This window comes from Pseudarthrobacter sp. alpha12b (genome assembly GCF_054130495.1).
Map to the genome: position 1 here is coordinate 3,513,005 of NZ_CP196746.1, position 15,086 is coordinate 3,528,090.

Here is a 15,086-nt window from a genome sequence, read left to right on the forward strand (position 1 = left end):
CTTGCATTACGACCTTTAGAAGGGACAGCTCCATGACCGGGTATACCTCGTTCGACGTCGCCCACCTGGGGAACGTGGAACTGCTGACCCCCGTCTTCGAGGAAAGCCTCTGGTTCTTCCGCGACCTGCTCGCCATGCGCGTCGTTGCGGAAACCGGCAGCGACGGCGAGAAGTCCGCCTACCTCCGGACGTGGGACGAATACCAGCTCTACACCCTGAAGCTCACCGCCTCAGGCGATGCCGGCGTCGGACGCACCACCTTCCGGACCACCAGCCAGGAGGCGCTGGAGCGCAGGGTCGCCGCCATCGAAGCCACCGGCCTGGGCATCGGCTGGGTGGACGGGGAGGTGGGGACCGGACCCACCTACTCCTTCCGCGACCCTGACGGGCACCTCATGGGCATCTACTACGGGACCGAACGGTATGTGGCAACGGACGACAAACCCGCGCTGAAGAACCAGGCCTCGGCTTTCCCCGGCCGCGGCGTTAACGCGCGGCGGCTGGACCACATCAATTTCCTTGCCAAGGACGTGGTGGCCAATGGGGAGTTCGTGGCCGACGCCCTGCAGGGCCGGGAGAGCGAGCGCATCCGGCTGGACGACGGCGGTTACGCCGCCTGGTGGTTCCACTTCAACAACAAGTCCTACGACATCGTGTACTCCGACGACTGGCTCAAGCACGGGAACCGGCTCCATCATGTGGCATTCGCCCCCGATACCCGCGAGGACATCCTGAAGGCTGCGGACATCTTCCTTGAAAACGGCATCCACATCGAGTCCGGGCCGCACAAGCACGCCATCAACCAGACGTTCTTCCTCTACGTCTGGGAGCCCGGCGGCAACCGCATCGAACTGGCCAACGCAGGGGCCCGCCTGCTGTTGGACCCCGATTCGCCAGTGGTGGAGTGGAGCCAGGAGGAGCGCAAAAAGGGCCAGGCCTGGGGCATGAAAACCATCGAGACGTTCCATACTCACGGAACGCCAAACGTCCGCCAGTGAGAAAATTAAAGGATCCCCGCAGTACCGCACAGAGAGGTGCAACATCATGACCAACACAGTGGACACGTCCGCCCCGGTGACCACGGGACTCTACATCGGAGGCACCGAACGCCAGGCCGCCGCCACCATGGACATTGCCGATCCGGGCAAGCCCGGCACCATCGTGGGCCACGCCGCGGCGGCCGGCCCGGCGGATGTCCAGGATGCCATCGCTGCGGCAAAGGCCGCCTACCCCGGGTGGGCTGCCCTGGGCGCGCAGGAGCGCGCGGACCAGATGCGGCTGGCATTGGAGGGCATTGCCGATTTCCGTGATGAGGATGCCGCCATCCTGTCGCAGGAAAACGGCAAGATCCGCATGGAAGCCTGGGTGGACTCCCTGGTGTTCGAGATCCGGTGGAACCTCGCCCTGGAACTGGCGCCCGACGTCGACACCGCCAAGGTGCTGCCGCCCGCGCCCGGAATTCCCGTTTCCACCTCGGTCACCTTCCAGCCGCTGGGCGTAGTGACGGTCATCGTGCCGTTCAACTGGCCCATCGCCATCCTGGCCGCCTCGCTGCCGCACGCGCTGCTGGCAGGAAACACGGCAATCGTGAAGCCGCCACCCACCGCGCCGCTGGCAACCACCCGCGTGGTCCAGCGGATCGCCGAAAAACTGCCGCCAGGGGTGCTGAACGTGGTCACCGGCAAGGACGCGGACATGGCGGAGCTCATCACCAGCCCGGATATCGCCAAGGTCTGCTTCACGGGAAGCGTGGGCGGCGGCAAGCGCATCATGGAAATGGCCGCGAAGTCACTCACGCGGGTGACGCTTGAACTGGGCGGAAACGACGCCGCCGTCATCCTCGCGGACGCAGTCCTCGATGACACCCACCTGGACCGGCTCTACGCCGCCATCTTCGACACCACCGGCCAGATCTGCATGAACGCGAAGCGGCTGTACGTCCACCGTTCGCGCCTGGACGAAGTGGTGGCGGGGCTCTCGCAGCGGCTTGAGAAAGCGGTGATCGGCTACGGGCTCGACGACGGGACCACCATGGGCCCGCTGCACTCGCCTGCGCAGAAGGCCTTCGTCGCCGAACTCATCGGGGAGGCCAGGAAAGCAGGCGCCGATGTCAGGGAGTTCGGAGCCCTTCCCGCCGACCCCGAACTGCAGGGCGGGAACTTCCTTCGCCCCGCGCTGGTGGTCAATCCAGACCCCTCGCTGCGGGTTGTCACCCAGGAACAGTTCGGCCCCGTCATCCCCCTGATCCCGTTCGACACGGAGGACGAGGCGGTGGAGGCTGCGAACGCAACCTGGGCGGGCCTGTGCGGCTCGGTGTGGACCGCAGACCCCGCGGCTGCCGACCGCGTGGGCGGACGGCTGGTCTGCGGCTATGTCTGGGTCAATGATCATGGCGCAACCCGGCTCGACCTGCGCGCGCCATTTGGCGGAATGAAGCAGTCCGGCATGGGCAGGGAACAGGGCATCGAAGGGGTCCGCGCCTTCCAGGACACCCGCGCCATTGCCCATCTGGAACCGGAGGCCGCAGGAGGGTAGGTCCGCGACGGACGGTGGGCCGGAAGGTCCCGGATTCCATAAATAGCTATCGACATTACCTATGTGCATAGGTAATGTGGGAGGTGGGCGCACCGCTGCACCCGCCGAAAGGATGACCTGATGGCGACTCGAATCATGCCCGCCCCCAACCGGGCAGCATCCCTGGAACTCATCAAGAACTTCTCGCTGGAGATGACCGGCAAGGACATTCCCGCCCTCATCGAAGCAAAGGACAGCATTCCGCCGGGCACCCGCATCAACGTCACCTTCCTCGGCAACGAGGACCTGGAGATGCGGGTGGCCGCGGCCAAGGCCGCCCGGGACTTGGGATTCATCCCCGTGCCGCACGTCTCGGCGCGCCGGCTGGCATCGAAGGGTGACCTCGAAAAGTTCCTCCAGCGCCTCGCGGAAGTGGGAGCCGCCGAGCACCTGTTCGTGATCGGGGGCGACCCCGCCGAACCGGAGGGCCCGTACGAAGACTCCCTGGCGCTGGTCAACACCGGCCTCCTGCAGCAGTTCGGGGTCCGGGAGGTGGGAATCGGCGGATATCCGGAGGGCCATCCCGATATCCGCAAGGAAGACCTCTGGCGGGCGCTGGAGGACAAAACCGCAGCCCTCGCCGCAGAGAACCTCGAGGCTTCCATCATCACCCAGTTCGCCTTCGACACTGAACCGGTGGCTGCGTGGATCAATGAGGTCCGGGCCAGGGGCATCAAGGCTCCCATCCGGGTGGGCACCCCCGGCCCGGCCGGCATCAAGAGGCTCCTCGGCTTTGCGCGCCGGTTCGGCGTGGGAGCCAATGCGATGATCGTGAAGAAGTACGGCTTCTCGCTGACCAACCTCATGGGGGACGCCGGGCCGGACCGGTTCGTGAACGATCTGGCCGCCGTTCTTGCCGAGCGCGCACCCGGCCAGGACCAGCATCTTCCGGGGCAGGTTGGCCTGCACTTCTACACGTTTGGCGGGCTGCTGGCCACGGCCAACTGGGTCCGGCACTTCACGGCAGAAGAGGGCTAGGGCGGCAAGCCATGGTCCTGCACACCGAATCCCGCAAGGACCAGTCCTGCTTGATCGTCCACGGGCCGGACCAGCCGGGCATCGTGGCTGCAGTAGCCGCCCTGGTGACCCGCAACAGGGGAAACATCGTCTCCCTGGACCAGTACTCCAGTGATCCTTCTTCGGGTGATTTCTTCCAGCGGGTGGTTTTCAACCGGCCGGACCTGGCCGCCGCGGTGCCCGATATCGAGGCCGACCTCGCCAGGACCCTCACCCCGCTGGGGCTGTCCTGGACGCTGACCGACCGCTCCATCCCCAAGCGCATGGCCATCCTGGTATCCACCTCCGACCACTGCCTGCTGGAACTGCTCTGGCGGCACCGGCGGGGTGAACTGCCGGTAACCATCCCCATGGTGATCTCCAACCACACCAACACGGCAGAGGACGTGCGCTCCTTCGGCGTCCCGTTCTTCCACGTCCCCTCCGCAGGTCCTGACAAGTCCGGGGCCGAGGCGCAGATCCTGAAGCTGCTGGAAGGAAACGTGGACTTCGTTGTGCTGGCCCGGTACATGCAGATCCTGTCCCCCGGGTTCCTGGACGCGGCCGCCGTGCCGCTGATCAACATCCATCACTCATTCCTGCCCGCGTTCGTGGGCGCCGCGCCCTACCGCAAGGCCAAGGAGCGGGGCGTCAAGCTGATTGGTGCCACCTCGCACTACGTGACCAAGGACCTGGATGAGGGGCCCATCATCGAACAGGATGTGGCCCGGGTGACGCACGGCCACTCAGCCCTGGATCTGCAGGCGCGGGGTGCCTACGTTGAACGCGCGGTGCTCTCACGCGCCGTCCAGTGGCATGCCGAGGACCGCGTCATCCGGCACGGCAACCAGACCATCGTCTTCTAATACCCACCATCAATCCGATACAGAACAAGAGGTTCAACGTGGCACCGAAAAATCTGCAGGAAGTCCTCGACGCGTCGAAAGGGGCTGTAGACCTCCTCCGCAACTCCCAGATCGGCTCCTATATCTACCCCGTGGTGCCGGCGGACTTCCAGAACTGGATCAAGGAGCAGACCGCCTGGCGGCAGACCGCAGTCCTCTACGACCAGTCCCACCACATGGACAACCTGTTCATGAAGGGCCCGGATGCGATCAAGCTGATCACCGCCACCGCCATCAACTCCACCGCCGTATTCCCCGTGAACAGGGCCAAGCAGTACGTGCCCACCACCGAGTCCGGACATGTCATCGGCGACGGGATCCTCTTCCACGAGGCGGAGGACGAATACGTGTACGTCGGCCGCTCCCCGGCAGCCAACTGGCTGCTCTACCACGGCGAGAGGGGCGGCTACCGGGACCTGGACATCACCGTGGACCGGCGCTCACCGTCGCGGCCGTACGGCCACCCCGTGACCCGCCAGTACTACCGCTTCCAGATCCAGGGGCCCAACGCCTGGCAGGTCATCGAAAAGCTCAACGGCGGCGCACTGGAGCAACTCAAGTTCTTCAACATGTCCACCATGGCCATCGCCGGGACCACCGTCCGCACCCTGCGGCACGGCATGGCCGGCGCACCGGGCCTGGAAGTGTGGGGCCCGTACGCGGACCACGACCGCATCCGCGAGGCAATCGTGGAGGCCGGCGCCGAGTTCGGACTGGTCCCCGTGGGCTCCCGGGCGTATCCGTCCAACACCCTCGAGTCCGGCTGGATCCCGTCGCCGCTGCCCGCCATCTACACCGGCGAAGCGGAGCGCGGCTACCGCGAATGGCTGCCCGCTGACGGATACGAAGCCACCGGAACCCTGGCGGGATCCTTCGTGTCCGGGAACATCGAGGACTACTACCTGACCCCCTGGGAGCTGGGATACGGCTCGTTCGTCAAATTCGACCACGACTTCATCGGCCGCGACGCACTCCAGAAGATGGACCCCGCCGGGCAGCGCAAGAAGGTCACCCTGGCCTGGGATGCCGAAGATGTCACCTCCATCTTCGCGTCGCTGTTCAACGTGGACGGGCCAAGCTACAAGTTCTTCGACCTTCCCCTGGCGAACTACGGGTCGGCCAACTACGACTCCGTGGTGGACGCCGACGGAACGGTCGTTGGCTACTCGATGTTCACCGGTTACAGCGCCAATGAACGCCGGGCCCTGTCGCTCGCAACGATCGATCCCAACGTTCCGGAAGGCACGGAACTGAAGGTCGTGTGGGGTGAACCCAACGGCGGAACCGCAAAGGCCGCCGTCGAACCCCACGTGCAGACTGACGTGCGGGCCCTGGTCAGCCCCGTGCCCTACTCCAGCGTGGCCCGCGCCACGTACCACGGCGGGTGGCGGACGAACTACCAGTCGGCCTAGGCTGGGGAGCCCGGAGTGCGGGGGTGCAGGCGCCCCCGCACCTTCCTTGAGCCCTTGGAGGAGTACCGCATGAGCCTTCGGTACGCGCTGCTTGCGCTGCTGCGCGTCGGCCCGCTGTCAGGCTATGAACTGCAGAAGCAGTTTTCCATGTCGGTGGGGCACGTGTGGCATGCCCCCGACTCCCAGATCTACCCTGAGCTGCGCAAGATGGAAGCGGAGAACCTCATCGAGGGTGAGGAGCAGCCCAGGGGCCAGCGCGCCACCCGCCGGCTCTACCATGTCACGGACGCGGGGAACCAGGCCTTCCTCGATTGGATGCAGACCCCCCTGGAGTACGCGCGGGTCCGCGATCCAGCCCACTTGCGTGCCGCCTACCTTGAGGCGGCATCCCCGGAGACGGCCAAGGCCTTTTTCCGCCGGCACCAGGAGCAATGGGAGGGTGAGCTCGCCCAATGGGAGGGTGAGCTCCACCGCATCGCCCAGGTGGACAATCCAATGCTGGTCCGCCGCCTGGCCGTGACCGACCCGGCTGACCGCGAACGGACCATCGCGTTCAAGCGGTTCACCTATGAGGGCCTGGTGGACCGGGCCCACGCGGAGATCGCGTGGGCCCGGCGCGGGCTGGAACTGGTGGACAGCCTGGAATCCCCGGGCGGCGCTGAATCTTCGGGCGGCACCAAACCGGTGCCGAGCGCCGCCCGAACCTAGTCAGCCAAAGTTCTCGGCAGTCGCGTAGCCTTTGCCGTTGTACTTCTGCACCACCACCGAGGACACTGCCGGCTGGCCGTCCACCGTGGTGTTGACCGACGTACCCTCCAGCATCAGCGGCGCCTTCAGGTCCTTGATGTCCCGCAGAGCCGTCATGAAGCTGTCCCGCGTGGGCTCTTTCATGTTCTGGAACGCCTTCTCAAGCGTGGCCCCCACCATGTAGCTCCACATGCAGTGCGGGAACGCCGGCATGTCCGGGTAGTTGCCGTACTTCTTCAGTTCGTCGAGGAATTTAACCACGTCGGGGTCCTTGGCGAATGCCGGGCTCTGCGGTGCCTTGGCAAACGAAACCGAGTAGATGCCGGGGTAGGCGGAGCCGCCGCCGGGTTCGAGGATGGCGGTTGGGCTGGAGGTGTTGGAGGGCAGGAACCAGCTGGGCTTCCAGCCGATCTGCTGCGCCTTCTGCAGTGCGGCGATGGTGAGCGGCGTGATGGACATGGCGTTGAAGAAGACGTCCGCCCCGGAGGAGGCGAGCTGGGTGAGCTGGGCATCCACGGAGGTGTCAGTCGCCTCGTAGGTCTGCTCCCCCACCACGGTGATGTTGGACGAGCCCTGGATGGCCTCCTTGAAGCCCGCGACGTAACCCTTGCCGTAGTCATCGTTCTGCGACAGGATGGCCACCTTGTGCTGCGCACCCGACTTTGCCAGGAGCTTTCCGAACGCGGCACCCTCATTCTGGTAGACGGGCACGAAGCCCAGCTGCCAGGGGCTCTGCTTCCGGTCGCTGAACAGTGGGTCACCGGTCATCACCAGCACCTGCGGGACCTTCTGGCTAATGGCGGCATCGCGGAACGCCCGGTTGGTGGGCGTGCCCAGGCCGGCGGTGGCAGCAAACACGTTGTCCGACACCATCTGCTGGAAGTTGGCCAGCGACTTTTGTGGATCGTAGGCGTCGTCATAGGACTTGATGTTCACGGAGCGCGTCTTGCCGTCACCGAACTTCACCCCGCCCGCGGCATTCACGGCACCGAAGTACGCGGAAACACCGGCAACTGTGCACTTGCCCGGACCGGCGGTTGCGCCGCTGAGCGGCGTGGTGATCCCAAGCGTGATCGCCGAGTCCGTGATCCCCGGAGAGGACGCCGAACCGCCGCCCTGCCCGCCACTGTCGCCCCTGCAACCAGACAGGGAAAGCGCGACGGCGGCCGTCACGGCAACGATGCCAAGTACCCCGCCGGGCTTCTTCCTCATCTTCATGGTCCATCCTGCCTCTCTGTTTGTTCATGTCCCTCCAGCGAATCGTCCGGCACCGGACGATTCGCTGGAGCGGTCTGCTGGGAAGTCTCCGCTGCCGGGCGGGCGGTGGAGCGGCGCCCGGTGGAGCGGCCGGTACTGGCGCGCCCGGCGCCGGTCCGGCGGGTGAGCCTGAGCAGGGCCCGGGGCAGGCTCACCAGGCCGCCGGGCAACAGGAACAGCACCGCGAGAAGGATGGCGCCCTGGCTGACGGTGGTGAGGTTGGGATCGATGGCGTTGGTCAGTTGCGGAATGAAGACGTAGTAGGCGCCGCCCAGGAGGGAACCGGCGATGCTTCCGGCACCGCCGATGACCATGGCGGCCAGGAGGCTGATGGAGTGTCCAAAACTGAGGGTCTCCGGAGAGGTGTACTGCACGGCTGCGAGGTACAGGAAGCCGCTTGCGCCGCCGAATATGGAGGCAATGGTGAAGGCGAGGACCTTGGTGCGGTAGGGCGAGATGCCCATGGAGGCGGCAACAGCCTCATTCTCACGGACCGCCGCGAAGGCCCGCCCATACTTGCCCCGGACCAGGCTCCTGGCCAGCAGGAATGCCGCAGCGGCCACCACCAGCACGATGTAGAACTGCCACTGGTCATTGTCCAGCCCGGACCATTCCGGGGCGTCGGTGAAGCGCGCGGAGATTCCCTGGGAGCCGCCGGTGAAATCGGAGAGCCGCTTGGCCAGGGGGACGCCGACGATCGGCAGGGCGATGGTGACCATCGCAATGGCCAGGCCACCAAGCCGGGCGGCCGCAAGGGCCACCAGCAGCCCCACCAGGCCGGCAACGGCACATGCGGCGACGAACACCAGCAGGATGTTCCAGCCATGGTTGACCCCGTAGGCGGTGACGTAGGCGCCCAGGCCCACGAAAAAGATCTGTCCAAGGTTGACCTGGCCCGTGTATCCCATCACGATATTCAGGCCCAGCACTGCCACCGCATAGACACCGATGCGGATCAGTGTTTGGTTCGCAAAGGCCGGCAGCACCAGTGGAGCGGCGAGCAGCGCAACGGCCACGACGGCGGCGAGGAGAATCCGGACCCGCGGTCGGCGTACTGGGGCGGCAGCGGCACTCATCAGACCCTCACCACGACCTTCCTGCCGAACAGGCCCTGGGGACGGATGATGAGGATGACGAAGATCAGCGCGAAAGGCACTGCGATTTTGAGGTCGTGGCCGATGAGGGGAATGTAGACGGCCACCAGGTTCTCCAACACACCGATTGCCGACGCCGCCACCACACAGCCGATGGGGCTGCTCAGGCCGCCGAGGATGACGGCGGCGAGCGCGTAGACCAGGGCAGTGTCCAGCATGCCGGGAGTCAGCGTCAGCTGCGGGGCCACCAGGACGCCGGCGATCGCCCCCAGCGTTGCTGCAAGCCCCCAGCCGACCATGAGCAGTCGGCCCACCGGAAGGCCGGAGAAAGCGGCCGACGCCGGATTGTCGGCAACGGCGCGGAGGGCCAGTCCCAGCTTGGTGCGCAGGAAGAGCAGTTGCAGGACCACCATGATGACGACAATGGTCACGGCGGTGGCAAGAGACCTGACGCTCACCACCGCCCCCAGGATTTCAACACTTGTCAGTGGGAAAAGCGACGGAAAGCCCAAGTTGTTGTAGCCCCAAAGGACCGCGGCGATACCGGTGACGAGGGTGAGCAGGCCGATGGTCACCACCACTGCGGTGTCCGGATCGCCCCGTTCGAACCGGCGGAGCAGGAAACGCTCCACGAGTGCGCCGAAGAGGAAGGAGAACACGATGGAGATGAGGATGGCCAGGATGAGTGGCAGGCCGAGCTGGACGAACACGTAGGCGATGTAGGCGGACAGCACAGCCATGCCGCCCTGGGCGAAGTTGATCAGGCCCGTGGCTTGGTTCACCAGCACGATTGCCAGCGCCAGGGCGGCATAGATGGAGCCAGTGGCGAGGCCGTCGACCACGAGTTGGATGAAGGTTCCCATGCGGGTCAACCCCCCAGGTAGGCGCGGCGGATTTCGTCCATGCCCTTAAGTTCAGCCGAGGTGCCGGTGAGGACACTGCGGCCCGTTTCCAGGACGGTGGCAGTGTCCACCAGCGAGAACGCGAGGTTCGCGTTCTGCTCCACCACCAGCATGGCGATCCCGGACTCAAGCCGCAGCCGGCGGATGGCCTGGTAGACCGCTTTTGCCGTGCTGGGCGCCAGCCCAAGGGAGGCTTCGTCCAGGAGCAACAGTTTGGGTTTGGCCATGAAGGCGCGGCCCACCGCGAGCATTTGTTGTTCCCCGCCGGACAGTGCAGCGGCCCGCGAACCCACCCGGTCCTGCAGCTGCGGGAACAGGTCCAGGCAGTAGTCGATATCCCCGGCGATGGCCTTCCGGTCTTTGCGCAGGTAGGCGCCCACCATCAGGTTCTCGCGCACGCTCAGCTGGCCCAGCGTGCCCCGGCCCTCAGGTACGTGGGCTACACCCAGCGCCGCCACCTGGTCCGGCCGGTTGCCCCGGATGTCCCGGCCCTCGAACCTTATCCGCCCGCCGGTCCTGACGCTGCCGCTGATGGCGCGAAGTGTGGTGGTTTTGCCCGCTCCGTTTGCCCCGAGGATGCCCACCGACCCGCCCTCCGGCACGCTGAGCGAGACCCCCTCCAGGACCTGCACGGGCCCGTAGGACGCGGTCACATCCGTGAGTTCAAGCAGCGTCATCCGCGGCGTCCCTCCCGATGTAGGCCTCGATGACGCGGGGATCGGACTGGGCTTGTGCCGCGGTTCCTGACATCAGCTTCCGGCCGTGGTCCAGTACCACCACCTGGTCGGTGAGCGCGGAGATGAGTCCCATGTGGTGTTCCACGATGATGATGGTGACATCCTGCTCGGCGCGGAGTCGCTTCACGGTGGCAATCAGTTGCTCCACTTCCCCGTGCGAGAGCCCGGCTGCCGGCTCGTCGAGGAGGAGCAGTGTGGGCCGCGAAAGAAGCGCCCGCCACAACTCGATGCCTTTATGGAGCCCGTGGGAGAGTTCGTCGGCAGGCAGGTCGGCAGCCCACCCCAGTCCGGCCCTGGCAAGGAGTTCCAGCGCTTCAGTACGGACGGCGCGCTCGGCCCGGCCAGTGTAGGGCAGCCTGAGCGCCCACGAAACGGGGCCGCCGGGCAGCCGCGTGTGCCCTCCGAGGAGTACGTTCTGCAGCACTGTGGCGTTCAGCTGCAGCGCCGGATGCTGGAAGGTGCGTGCCAGTCCAAGGCGGGCCATTCGAGAAGGGGCGCTGCCGGCGACCTCGGTCCCGTTGATGGAAATGGACCCGGAGCTTGGCTTGTAGTGGCCGCTGATGCAGTTGAACAGGGATGTCTTGCCGGCGCCGTTGGGTCCCACCAGGCCGAAGATCACGCCGGGCTCGACGTCGAAGCTGACGTCCTGCAGGACCTTGACCCCGCCGAAGTGCAGGCTGACGTCCTTGAGGCTCAGGCTCGCGGCCACCCGGTACCTTCCTGTCGCATCATCGCTAGGAATGGATGCAGTTGATCACCACTGCACGAAACCGACGGTACGGATCGCCGACGAAATTGTCAACGATTTTGGATCCGCTTGGCGATCAGCTGTCCAGGCGCAGCTCAGCCGCCCGCAACGGACTGGATCACCAGCACTTCCTGGCCCGGCACCACCTCGGTATCCAGGCCCTGCAGCCGGCGCACGTCGTCGCCGCCGACATAGATGTTGACGAACTTCCGCAGTGCCCCGGTTTCGTCGCGGAGCCGACGGCCCAGCACGGCATAGTCCGCCGCAACGGCGTCGAGCAGGCCTGCCACCGTCACCGGCCCGTCGGCTGGGGTGGTCAGTACGGACTGCCCGCCGGCCAGGGGCTGCAGGACGTTTGGAAGCAGCAGTGAAATCTCAGGCACCGGCCACCACTGCCGCCCGGACGCAGAGGACGTCCGGCAGGTGGGAAGCCACGTCCCTGAACGTCTCTCCTTCGTCCGCACTGGCGTAGACGGTCCCTCCCCGCGTGCCGAAGTAGACGCCGGCCGGTTCCGCGGTGTCCACCGATGCGGCGTCCCTCAGCACACTGTTGTATTCATGCTCCGGGAGCCCGGTGCTGAGCCGCTTCCAGGTGTTCCCGGCGTCGTCAGTGCGGTGGACGGCGAGCTTTCCATCGGGAGGGATGCGTTCGCCGTCGGCCTTCAGCGGCACCACCCAGGCGGTGCCGTCCCGGCGCGGATGTGTCAGCATGACGAAACCGAAGTCCGCAGGCAGGCCCTCCGCGATGGAGCTCCAGCTGTCGGCATTGTCGTCCGTCCGGTAGACCCCGTGGTGGTTTTGGGCGTAGAGGCGTCCTTCCACCGCGGCATCCGCGGCGATCTTATGCACGCACTGGCCGAACTCGGGGTTGGGGTCCGGCATGAAATAGGCCGAGATGCCCTTGTTGCGCGCCTCCCAGGAGGTGCCGCCGTCGAGCGAGCGGTACACGCCGCCGGTGCTCATGGCAACGTGCACCGTTTCACCCGCCGGGTCCACCACGATTGAATGTGCCGCCGCGCCGCCGTAGCCCGCTCCCCATTCACTGCGGTGCGGGTGGTCCCACAGGCCGCGGTTCAGTTCGAAGTGATCGCCGCCATCCGTGGATTTCCAGACTGAGATAGGTTCGGCTCCCGCCCACACAACTCCGGGACGGGACTCGGCGTCAGGGTAAATCTGCCAGACCCGCTCAAGAGCTGCGCCGGTGTCCTCCGGAAACTTGATGGCGCCCTGCTCCGGCTCGGACCAGGTGGCACCGAAGTCATCGGAGTGTGCAACCGTGGGTCCCCAGTGCGGGCTGCGCACCCCCACCAGGATCCGGGTGCGGCCCTCCCGGGTATCAATGCCGATGCTGGGAATTTCAGCCATGAGGAAATGCGGGCCGGTGAACGACCACTCCTGCCTGTCCGGGCTCGTGGCCAGCCACAGCCCTTTCTTGGTGCCGATTGCCAGGAGGAATGATTCTGCCGCCGTTGCCATGCGGACCATGCAACCACCGGACGGGCCACCGCGCAACGGTTTTCAACCGCTCCGGCTTCCTAATCTCAGGTGGGAGGGGTCAGTCCACGAATTCCGACTGCGTCTCGATGAAGTCCCAGTCAGCGGTGGTGAGTACGGCAGCAGGATTGCCCGGGTGGGGGCCGCCTGCCTCCGCGATGCCCTGGAGCACCTGGAGCGGCAGCTCCTGGGCGCGCAGGTTCCCGCGCAGCCACTCCTTGCTGTCGAGATCCAGGTCCAGCCACCACATGAAGATTTCCATGATTCTCCCTTCCCGGGTTGATTTAAACGTTAGGCGCGGCCCCGACGGCGGACAAGGTGCTGCAGCGGAAGCAGGTGTGTCCGGCAGGGTTTCGGGTACTGGCAAGTAACCTGGCCCCACACTGCCGGAAAAAGACGAGTATCCCCTACTGGCGACTGTCCCCGGGCGGCGCCCCTAGCCTGAAATCTCAAAGCAAGCTGACCGTGCTGCTGGGGCAAACGGCGTCACCGCTGGGCTTTCCTCGCCATGGTCCGTTTCACACATATATGGGGAGACAACATGAAACGCACCTTAGCCACACTTGGGGTGGTGGGGCTCGGCCTCATCACCCTCACCGCACCTGCCATGGCCGCAGGGGAAAAAGTCACCGTCTGCCACAGCGACGGCAGCACCTGGGCACCCTTGGAATTCAGCATCAATGGGCTGGAAGGCCACGACCAGCATCCGCTGGACATCATTCCGCCGACGTCGAAATCGGCGGGCAAGAACTGGACCTCTGCCGGAAAGGTACTCTACGTCGCCAAATGCGCGCCGCTGCCGCCAGGCGAGGTGATCGATCCGGTGGATCCGCCCGTCGTCGTTGATCCTCCGGTGGTGACACCCCCCGCCGTCGTTGATCCTCCGGTGGTGACACCCCCCACCGTCGTTGACCAGCCCGTGGTGGCGCCGCCCGCCGTCGTCGACCAACCTGTGGTGGCGCCGCCCGTCGTCGTCGACCAGCCTGTGGTGGCGCCGCCCGCTGTACAGCCGGAAACCACCGCGGTGGAGCCGCCGGCCGCGGTGGCGCCGGCTGCTGTATCCGCCCAGCCTGCACCTGCCAAGCAGGCTGCCGCCGCCCCCAAGGCAGCCCCCAAGGCTGCGCAGGCACCCGCCAGCGTGGGGACCAACCAGGGCTACAACGCCCAGACGGCGGTGGGAGCCCCCGAAGGCGGCCCCGGCTGGCTTGCAGGTGTGGGAGCACTCGCGGCCGCAGGAGCAGCTGTGGCGGTACGCCGCCGGCAACGTCCGCTGCACACTGCCGGCTAGCCCATAATCCGCCACTTCCGGCGGCCCCTCGACAAGGAAGGCGTCCTGCCAGTGCCCGGCAGGACGCCTTCCTTCCAATCCCGCCCCAACCCGTGAGGAGTGCCATGCCACAGGATCGAAGCCGGCACGCGGCGCCAATGCGGCGCAGCACCAGGTGGCAGGCCCTGCGGCGGTGGAACCGGGGCGACCTAACCATCCTCTGCTGTGGTGCCCTCACCTTCCTGTCCTTCACCCTTGGCGCTCCCCTGTTCCACCCGGCACCACTGCTGGCTGCCGGAAGCGCCCCCGCGTCGGCTGCACGCACCCCCGGCACAGTCCCACCCGTTGGCGCAGTGGCCCCGATCGCGGACACTGGCGTACCGCAGGCCACGGCAGCGGACGGACCTGACCTTCCGCCGGCCGCCCTAACCCCGGGTAACCCGGCAGCGGACGGACCTGACCTTCCGCCGGCTGCCCAGCCACTCCACATCCGTTACCCGGCCGCCGCCTTCGACGTGGCCATCCATCCGCTGGACCTGGACGGCGAAGCCCAATCCAGCCGCACCATCGAGCCCCCTGCCACCAAGGACGGGTACTGGCTCACGGCTTTTGGCACTCCGGGCAAAGGCTCCGGCAACACCACCTATGTCATCGGCCACAGCTGGGAAGGGGCGGACGCTCCCTTCAACCATCTCAGTTCCACCGCGGCGGTTGGCGACCGGCTCGATGTTGACACCCCGGCCGGAACCATCAGCTACCGCGTGGACAGCGTCACGACCTACCTGAAGTCCGGCCTCAAGGACAGTTCCGTCTGGGACATGGTGCCCAACCGGCTGGTCCTCATCAGCTGCTTCACCGAGGATCCGTGGGGCAAGAACGTGGTGGTCATCGCCTCCCCCGCAGTTTCCTAATTCCGCGGGCCGGCACTCAGGTACTCCCGGGCCTAACGTACC

The 15,086-nt window shown here is 66.2% G+C and carries 16 protein-coding genes; 8 read left to right on the forward strand and 8 right to left on the reverse strand.

All coding sequences use genetic code 11. The annotated features are described in order from the left end of the window. Positions 1–32: 32 nt before the first annotated feature. The 6 genes from ACTAQI_RS16205 (at position 33) to ACTAQI_RS16230 (ending at position 6,595) form a co-directional block, all read left to right on the forward strand. A complete protein-coding gene (locus tag ACTAQI_RS16205; RefSeq protein ID WP_457947207.1) occupies positions 33–998 on the forward strand; it encodes a VOC family protein in 966 nt (321 codons plus the stop codon). Between the two features lie 46 nt (positions 999–1,044). Continuing rightward, positions 1,045–2,535, forward strand: coding sequence for an aldehyde dehydrogenase family protein (locus ACTAQI_RS16210; RefSeq protein ID WP_457947209.1), 1,491 nt, complete (start codon positions 1,045–1,047; stop codon positions 2,533–2,535). A gap of 120 nt (positions 2,536–2,655) precedes the next feature. Next, positions 2,656–3,552, forward strand: coding sequence for a methylenetetrahydrofolate reductase (locus tag ACTAQI_RS16215; protein WP_457947211.1), 897 nt, complete (start codon positions 2,656–2,658; stop codon positions 3,550–3,552). An 11-nt stretch (positions 3,553–3,563) separates the two neighbouring features. Then, the gene (gene purU / locus ACTAQI_RS16220) at positions 3,564–4,436 is read left to right on the forward strand and encodes a formyltetrahydrofolate deformylase (protein WP_457947212.1); all 873 of its coding nucleotides are present in this window, start codon (positions 3,564–3,566) and stop codon (positions 4,434–4,436) included. A gap of 38 nt (positions 4,437–4,474) precedes the next feature. Beyond that, positions 4,475–5,887 (forward strand): vanillate/3-O-methylgallate O-demethylase, encoded by a 1,413-nt coding sequence (gene ligM, locus ACTAQI_RS16225; RefSeq protein WP_457947213.1) that lies wholly within the window; start codon positions 4,475–4,477, stop codon positions 5,885–5,887. Between the two features lie 69 nt (positions 5,888–5,956). Beyond that, positions 5,957–6,595, forward strand: coding sequence for a PadR family transcriptional regulator (locus ACTAQI_RS16230; RefSeq protein ID WP_457947214.1), 639 nt, complete (start codon positions 5,957–5,959; stop codon positions 6,593–6,595). Here ACTAQI_RS16230 and ACTAQI_RS16235 read toward each other — a convergent pair whose 3' ends face one another. The 8 genes from ACTAQI_RS16235 to ACTAQI_RS16270 all read right to left on the reverse strand — a co-directional run bounded on the left by ACTAQI_RS16235 (position 6,596) and on the right by ACTAQI_RS16270 (position 13,128). Further along, a complete protein-coding gene (locus ACTAQI_RS16235) occupies positions 6,596–7,852 on the reverse strand; it encodes an ABC transporter substrate-binding protein (RefSeq protein WP_457947216.1) in 1,257 nt (418 codons plus the stop codon). It lies immediately after the preceding gene. Beyond that, positions 7,849–8,967 (reverse strand): branched-chain amino acid ABC transporter permease, encoded by a 1,119-nt coding sequence (locus tag ACTAQI_RS16240; protein WP_457947218.1) that lies wholly within the window; start codon positions 8,965–8,967, stop codon positions 7,849–7,851. The genes ACTAQI_RS16235 and ACTAQI_RS16240 overlap by 4 nt, the downstream gene beginning before the upstream one ends. Next, entirely contained in the window at positions 8,967–9,848 is an 882-nt protein-coding gene (locus tag ACTAQI_RS16245) for a branched-chain amino acid ABC transporter permease (protein ID WP_457947220.1), read from the reverse strand. Before ACTAQI_RS16245 ends, ACTAQI_RS16240 begins: the two co-directional genes overlap by 1 nt. A 5-nt stretch (positions 9,849–9,853) precedes the next feature. After that, positions 9,854–10,564 (reverse strand): ABC transporter ATP-binding protein, encoded by a 711-nt coding sequence (locus tag ACTAQI_RS16250; RefSeq protein WP_457947221.1) that lies wholly within the window; start codon positions 10,562–10,564, stop codon positions 9,854–9,856. Further along, entirely contained in the window at positions 10,551–11,333 is a 783-nt protein-coding gene (locus tag ACTAQI_RS16255) for an ABC transporter ATP-binding protein (protein WP_457947223.1), read from the reverse strand. Before ACTAQI_RS16255 ends, ACTAQI_RS16250 begins: the two co-directional genes overlap by 14 nt. 134 nt (positions 11,334–11,467) lie before the next feature. After that, positions 11,468–11,755: a MoaD/ThiS family protein gene (locus ACTAQI_RS16260; protein WP_457947224.1), complete on the reverse strand. Its 288-nt coding sequence runs from the start codon at positions 11,753–11,755 to the stop codon at positions 11,468–11,470. Then, positions 11,748–12,857 (reverse strand): WD40/YVTN/BNR-like repeat-containing protein, encoded by a 1,110-nt coding sequence (locus ACTAQI_RS16265; RefSeq protein WP_457947225.1) that lies wholly within the window; start codon positions 12,855–12,857, stop codon positions 11,748–11,750. The genes ACTAQI_RS16260 and ACTAQI_RS16265 overlap by 8 nt, the downstream gene beginning before the upstream one ends. A 70-nt stretch (positions 12,858–12,927) precedes the next feature. Beyond that, complete coding sequence (locus tag ACTAQI_RS16270) at positions 12,928–13,128, reverse strand: hypothetical protein (RefSeq protein ID WP_457947227.1); 201 nt, start codon at positions 13,126–13,128, stop codon at positions 12,928–12,930. A 279-nt stretch (positions 13,129–13,407) separates the two neighbouring features. Here ACTAQI_RS16270 and ACTAQI_RS16275 point away from each other — a divergent pair, with 279 nt between their 5' ends. Both ACTAQI_RS16275 and ACTAQI_RS16280 read left to right on the forward strand, forming a co-directional pair. Beyond that, the gene (locus ACTAQI_RS16275; protein WP_457947229.1) at positions 13,408–14,154 is read left to right on the forward strand and encodes a hypothetical protein; all 747 of its coding nucleotides are present in this window, start codon (positions 13,408–13,410) and stop codon (positions 14,152–14,154) included. Positions 14,155–14,258: 104 nt separating this feature from the next. After that, positions 14,259–15,044 (forward strand): class F sortase, encoded by a 786-nt coding sequence (locus ACTAQI_RS16280; protein ID WP_457947231.1) that lies wholly within the window; start codon positions 14,259–14,261, stop codon positions 15,042–15,044. The last annotated feature ends 42 nt before the right edge of the window (positions 15,045–15,086 follow it).

Excerpts from the sequence above, each read along its gene's own strand:
- ACTAQI_RS16275 (WP_457947229.1), top strand. The coding sequence starts at position 13,408 with ATGAAACGCACCTTAGCCACACTTGGGGTGGTGGGGCTCGGCCTCATC.
- ACTAQI_RS16235 (WP_457947216.1), bottom strand. The coding sequence starts at position 7,852 with ATGAAGATGAGGAAGAAGCCCGGCGGGGTACTTGGCATCGTTGCCGTG.
- ACTAQI_RS16250 (WP_457947221.1), bottom strand. The coding sequence starts at position 10,564 with ATGACGCTGCTTGAACTCACGGATGTGACCGCGTCCTACGGGCCCGTG.
- ACTAQI_RS16265 (WP_457947225.1), bottom strand. The coding sequence starts at position 12,857 with ATGGTCCGCATGGCAACGGCGGCAGAATCATTCCTCCTGGCAATCGGC.
- purU (WP_457947212.1), top strand. The coding sequence starts at position 3,564 with ATGGTCCTGCACACCGAATCCCGCAAGGACCAGTCCTGCTTGATCGTC.
- ACTAQI_RS16245 (WP_457947220.1), bottom strand. The coding sequence starts at position 9,848 with ATGGGAACCTTCATCCAACTCGTGGTCGACGGCCTCGCCACTGGCTCC.
- ACTAQI_RS16270 (WP_457947227.1), bottom strand. The coding sequence starts at position 13,128 with ATGGAAATCTTCATGTGGTGGCTGGACCTGGATCTCGACAGCAAGGAG.
- ACTAQI_RS16240 (WP_457947218.1), bottom strand. The coding sequence starts at position 8,967 with ATGAGTGCCGCTGCCGCCCCAGTACGCCGACCGCGGGTCCGGATTCTC.
- ACTAQI_RS16205 (WP_457947207.1), top strand. The coding sequence starts at position 33 with ATGACCGGGTATACCTCGTTCGACGTCGCCCACCTGGGGAACGTGGAA.
- ACTAQI_RS16230 (WP_457947214.1), top strand. The coding sequence starts at position 5,957 with ATGAGCCTTCGGTACGCGCTGCTTGCGCTGCTGCGCGTCGGCCCGCTG.
- ACTAQI_RS16215 (WP_457947211.1), top strand. The coding sequence starts at position 2,656 with ATGGCGACTCGAATCATGCCCGCCCCCAACCGGGCAGCATCCCTGGAA.
- ACTAQI_RS16210 (WP_457947209.1), top strand. The coding sequence starts at position 1,045 with ATGACCAACACAGTGGACACGTCCGCCCCGGTGACCACGGGACTCTAC.
- ACTAQI_RS16280 (WP_457947231.1), top strand. The coding sequence starts at position 14,259 with ATGCCACAGGATCGAAGCCGGCACGCGGCGCCAATGCGGCGCAGCACC.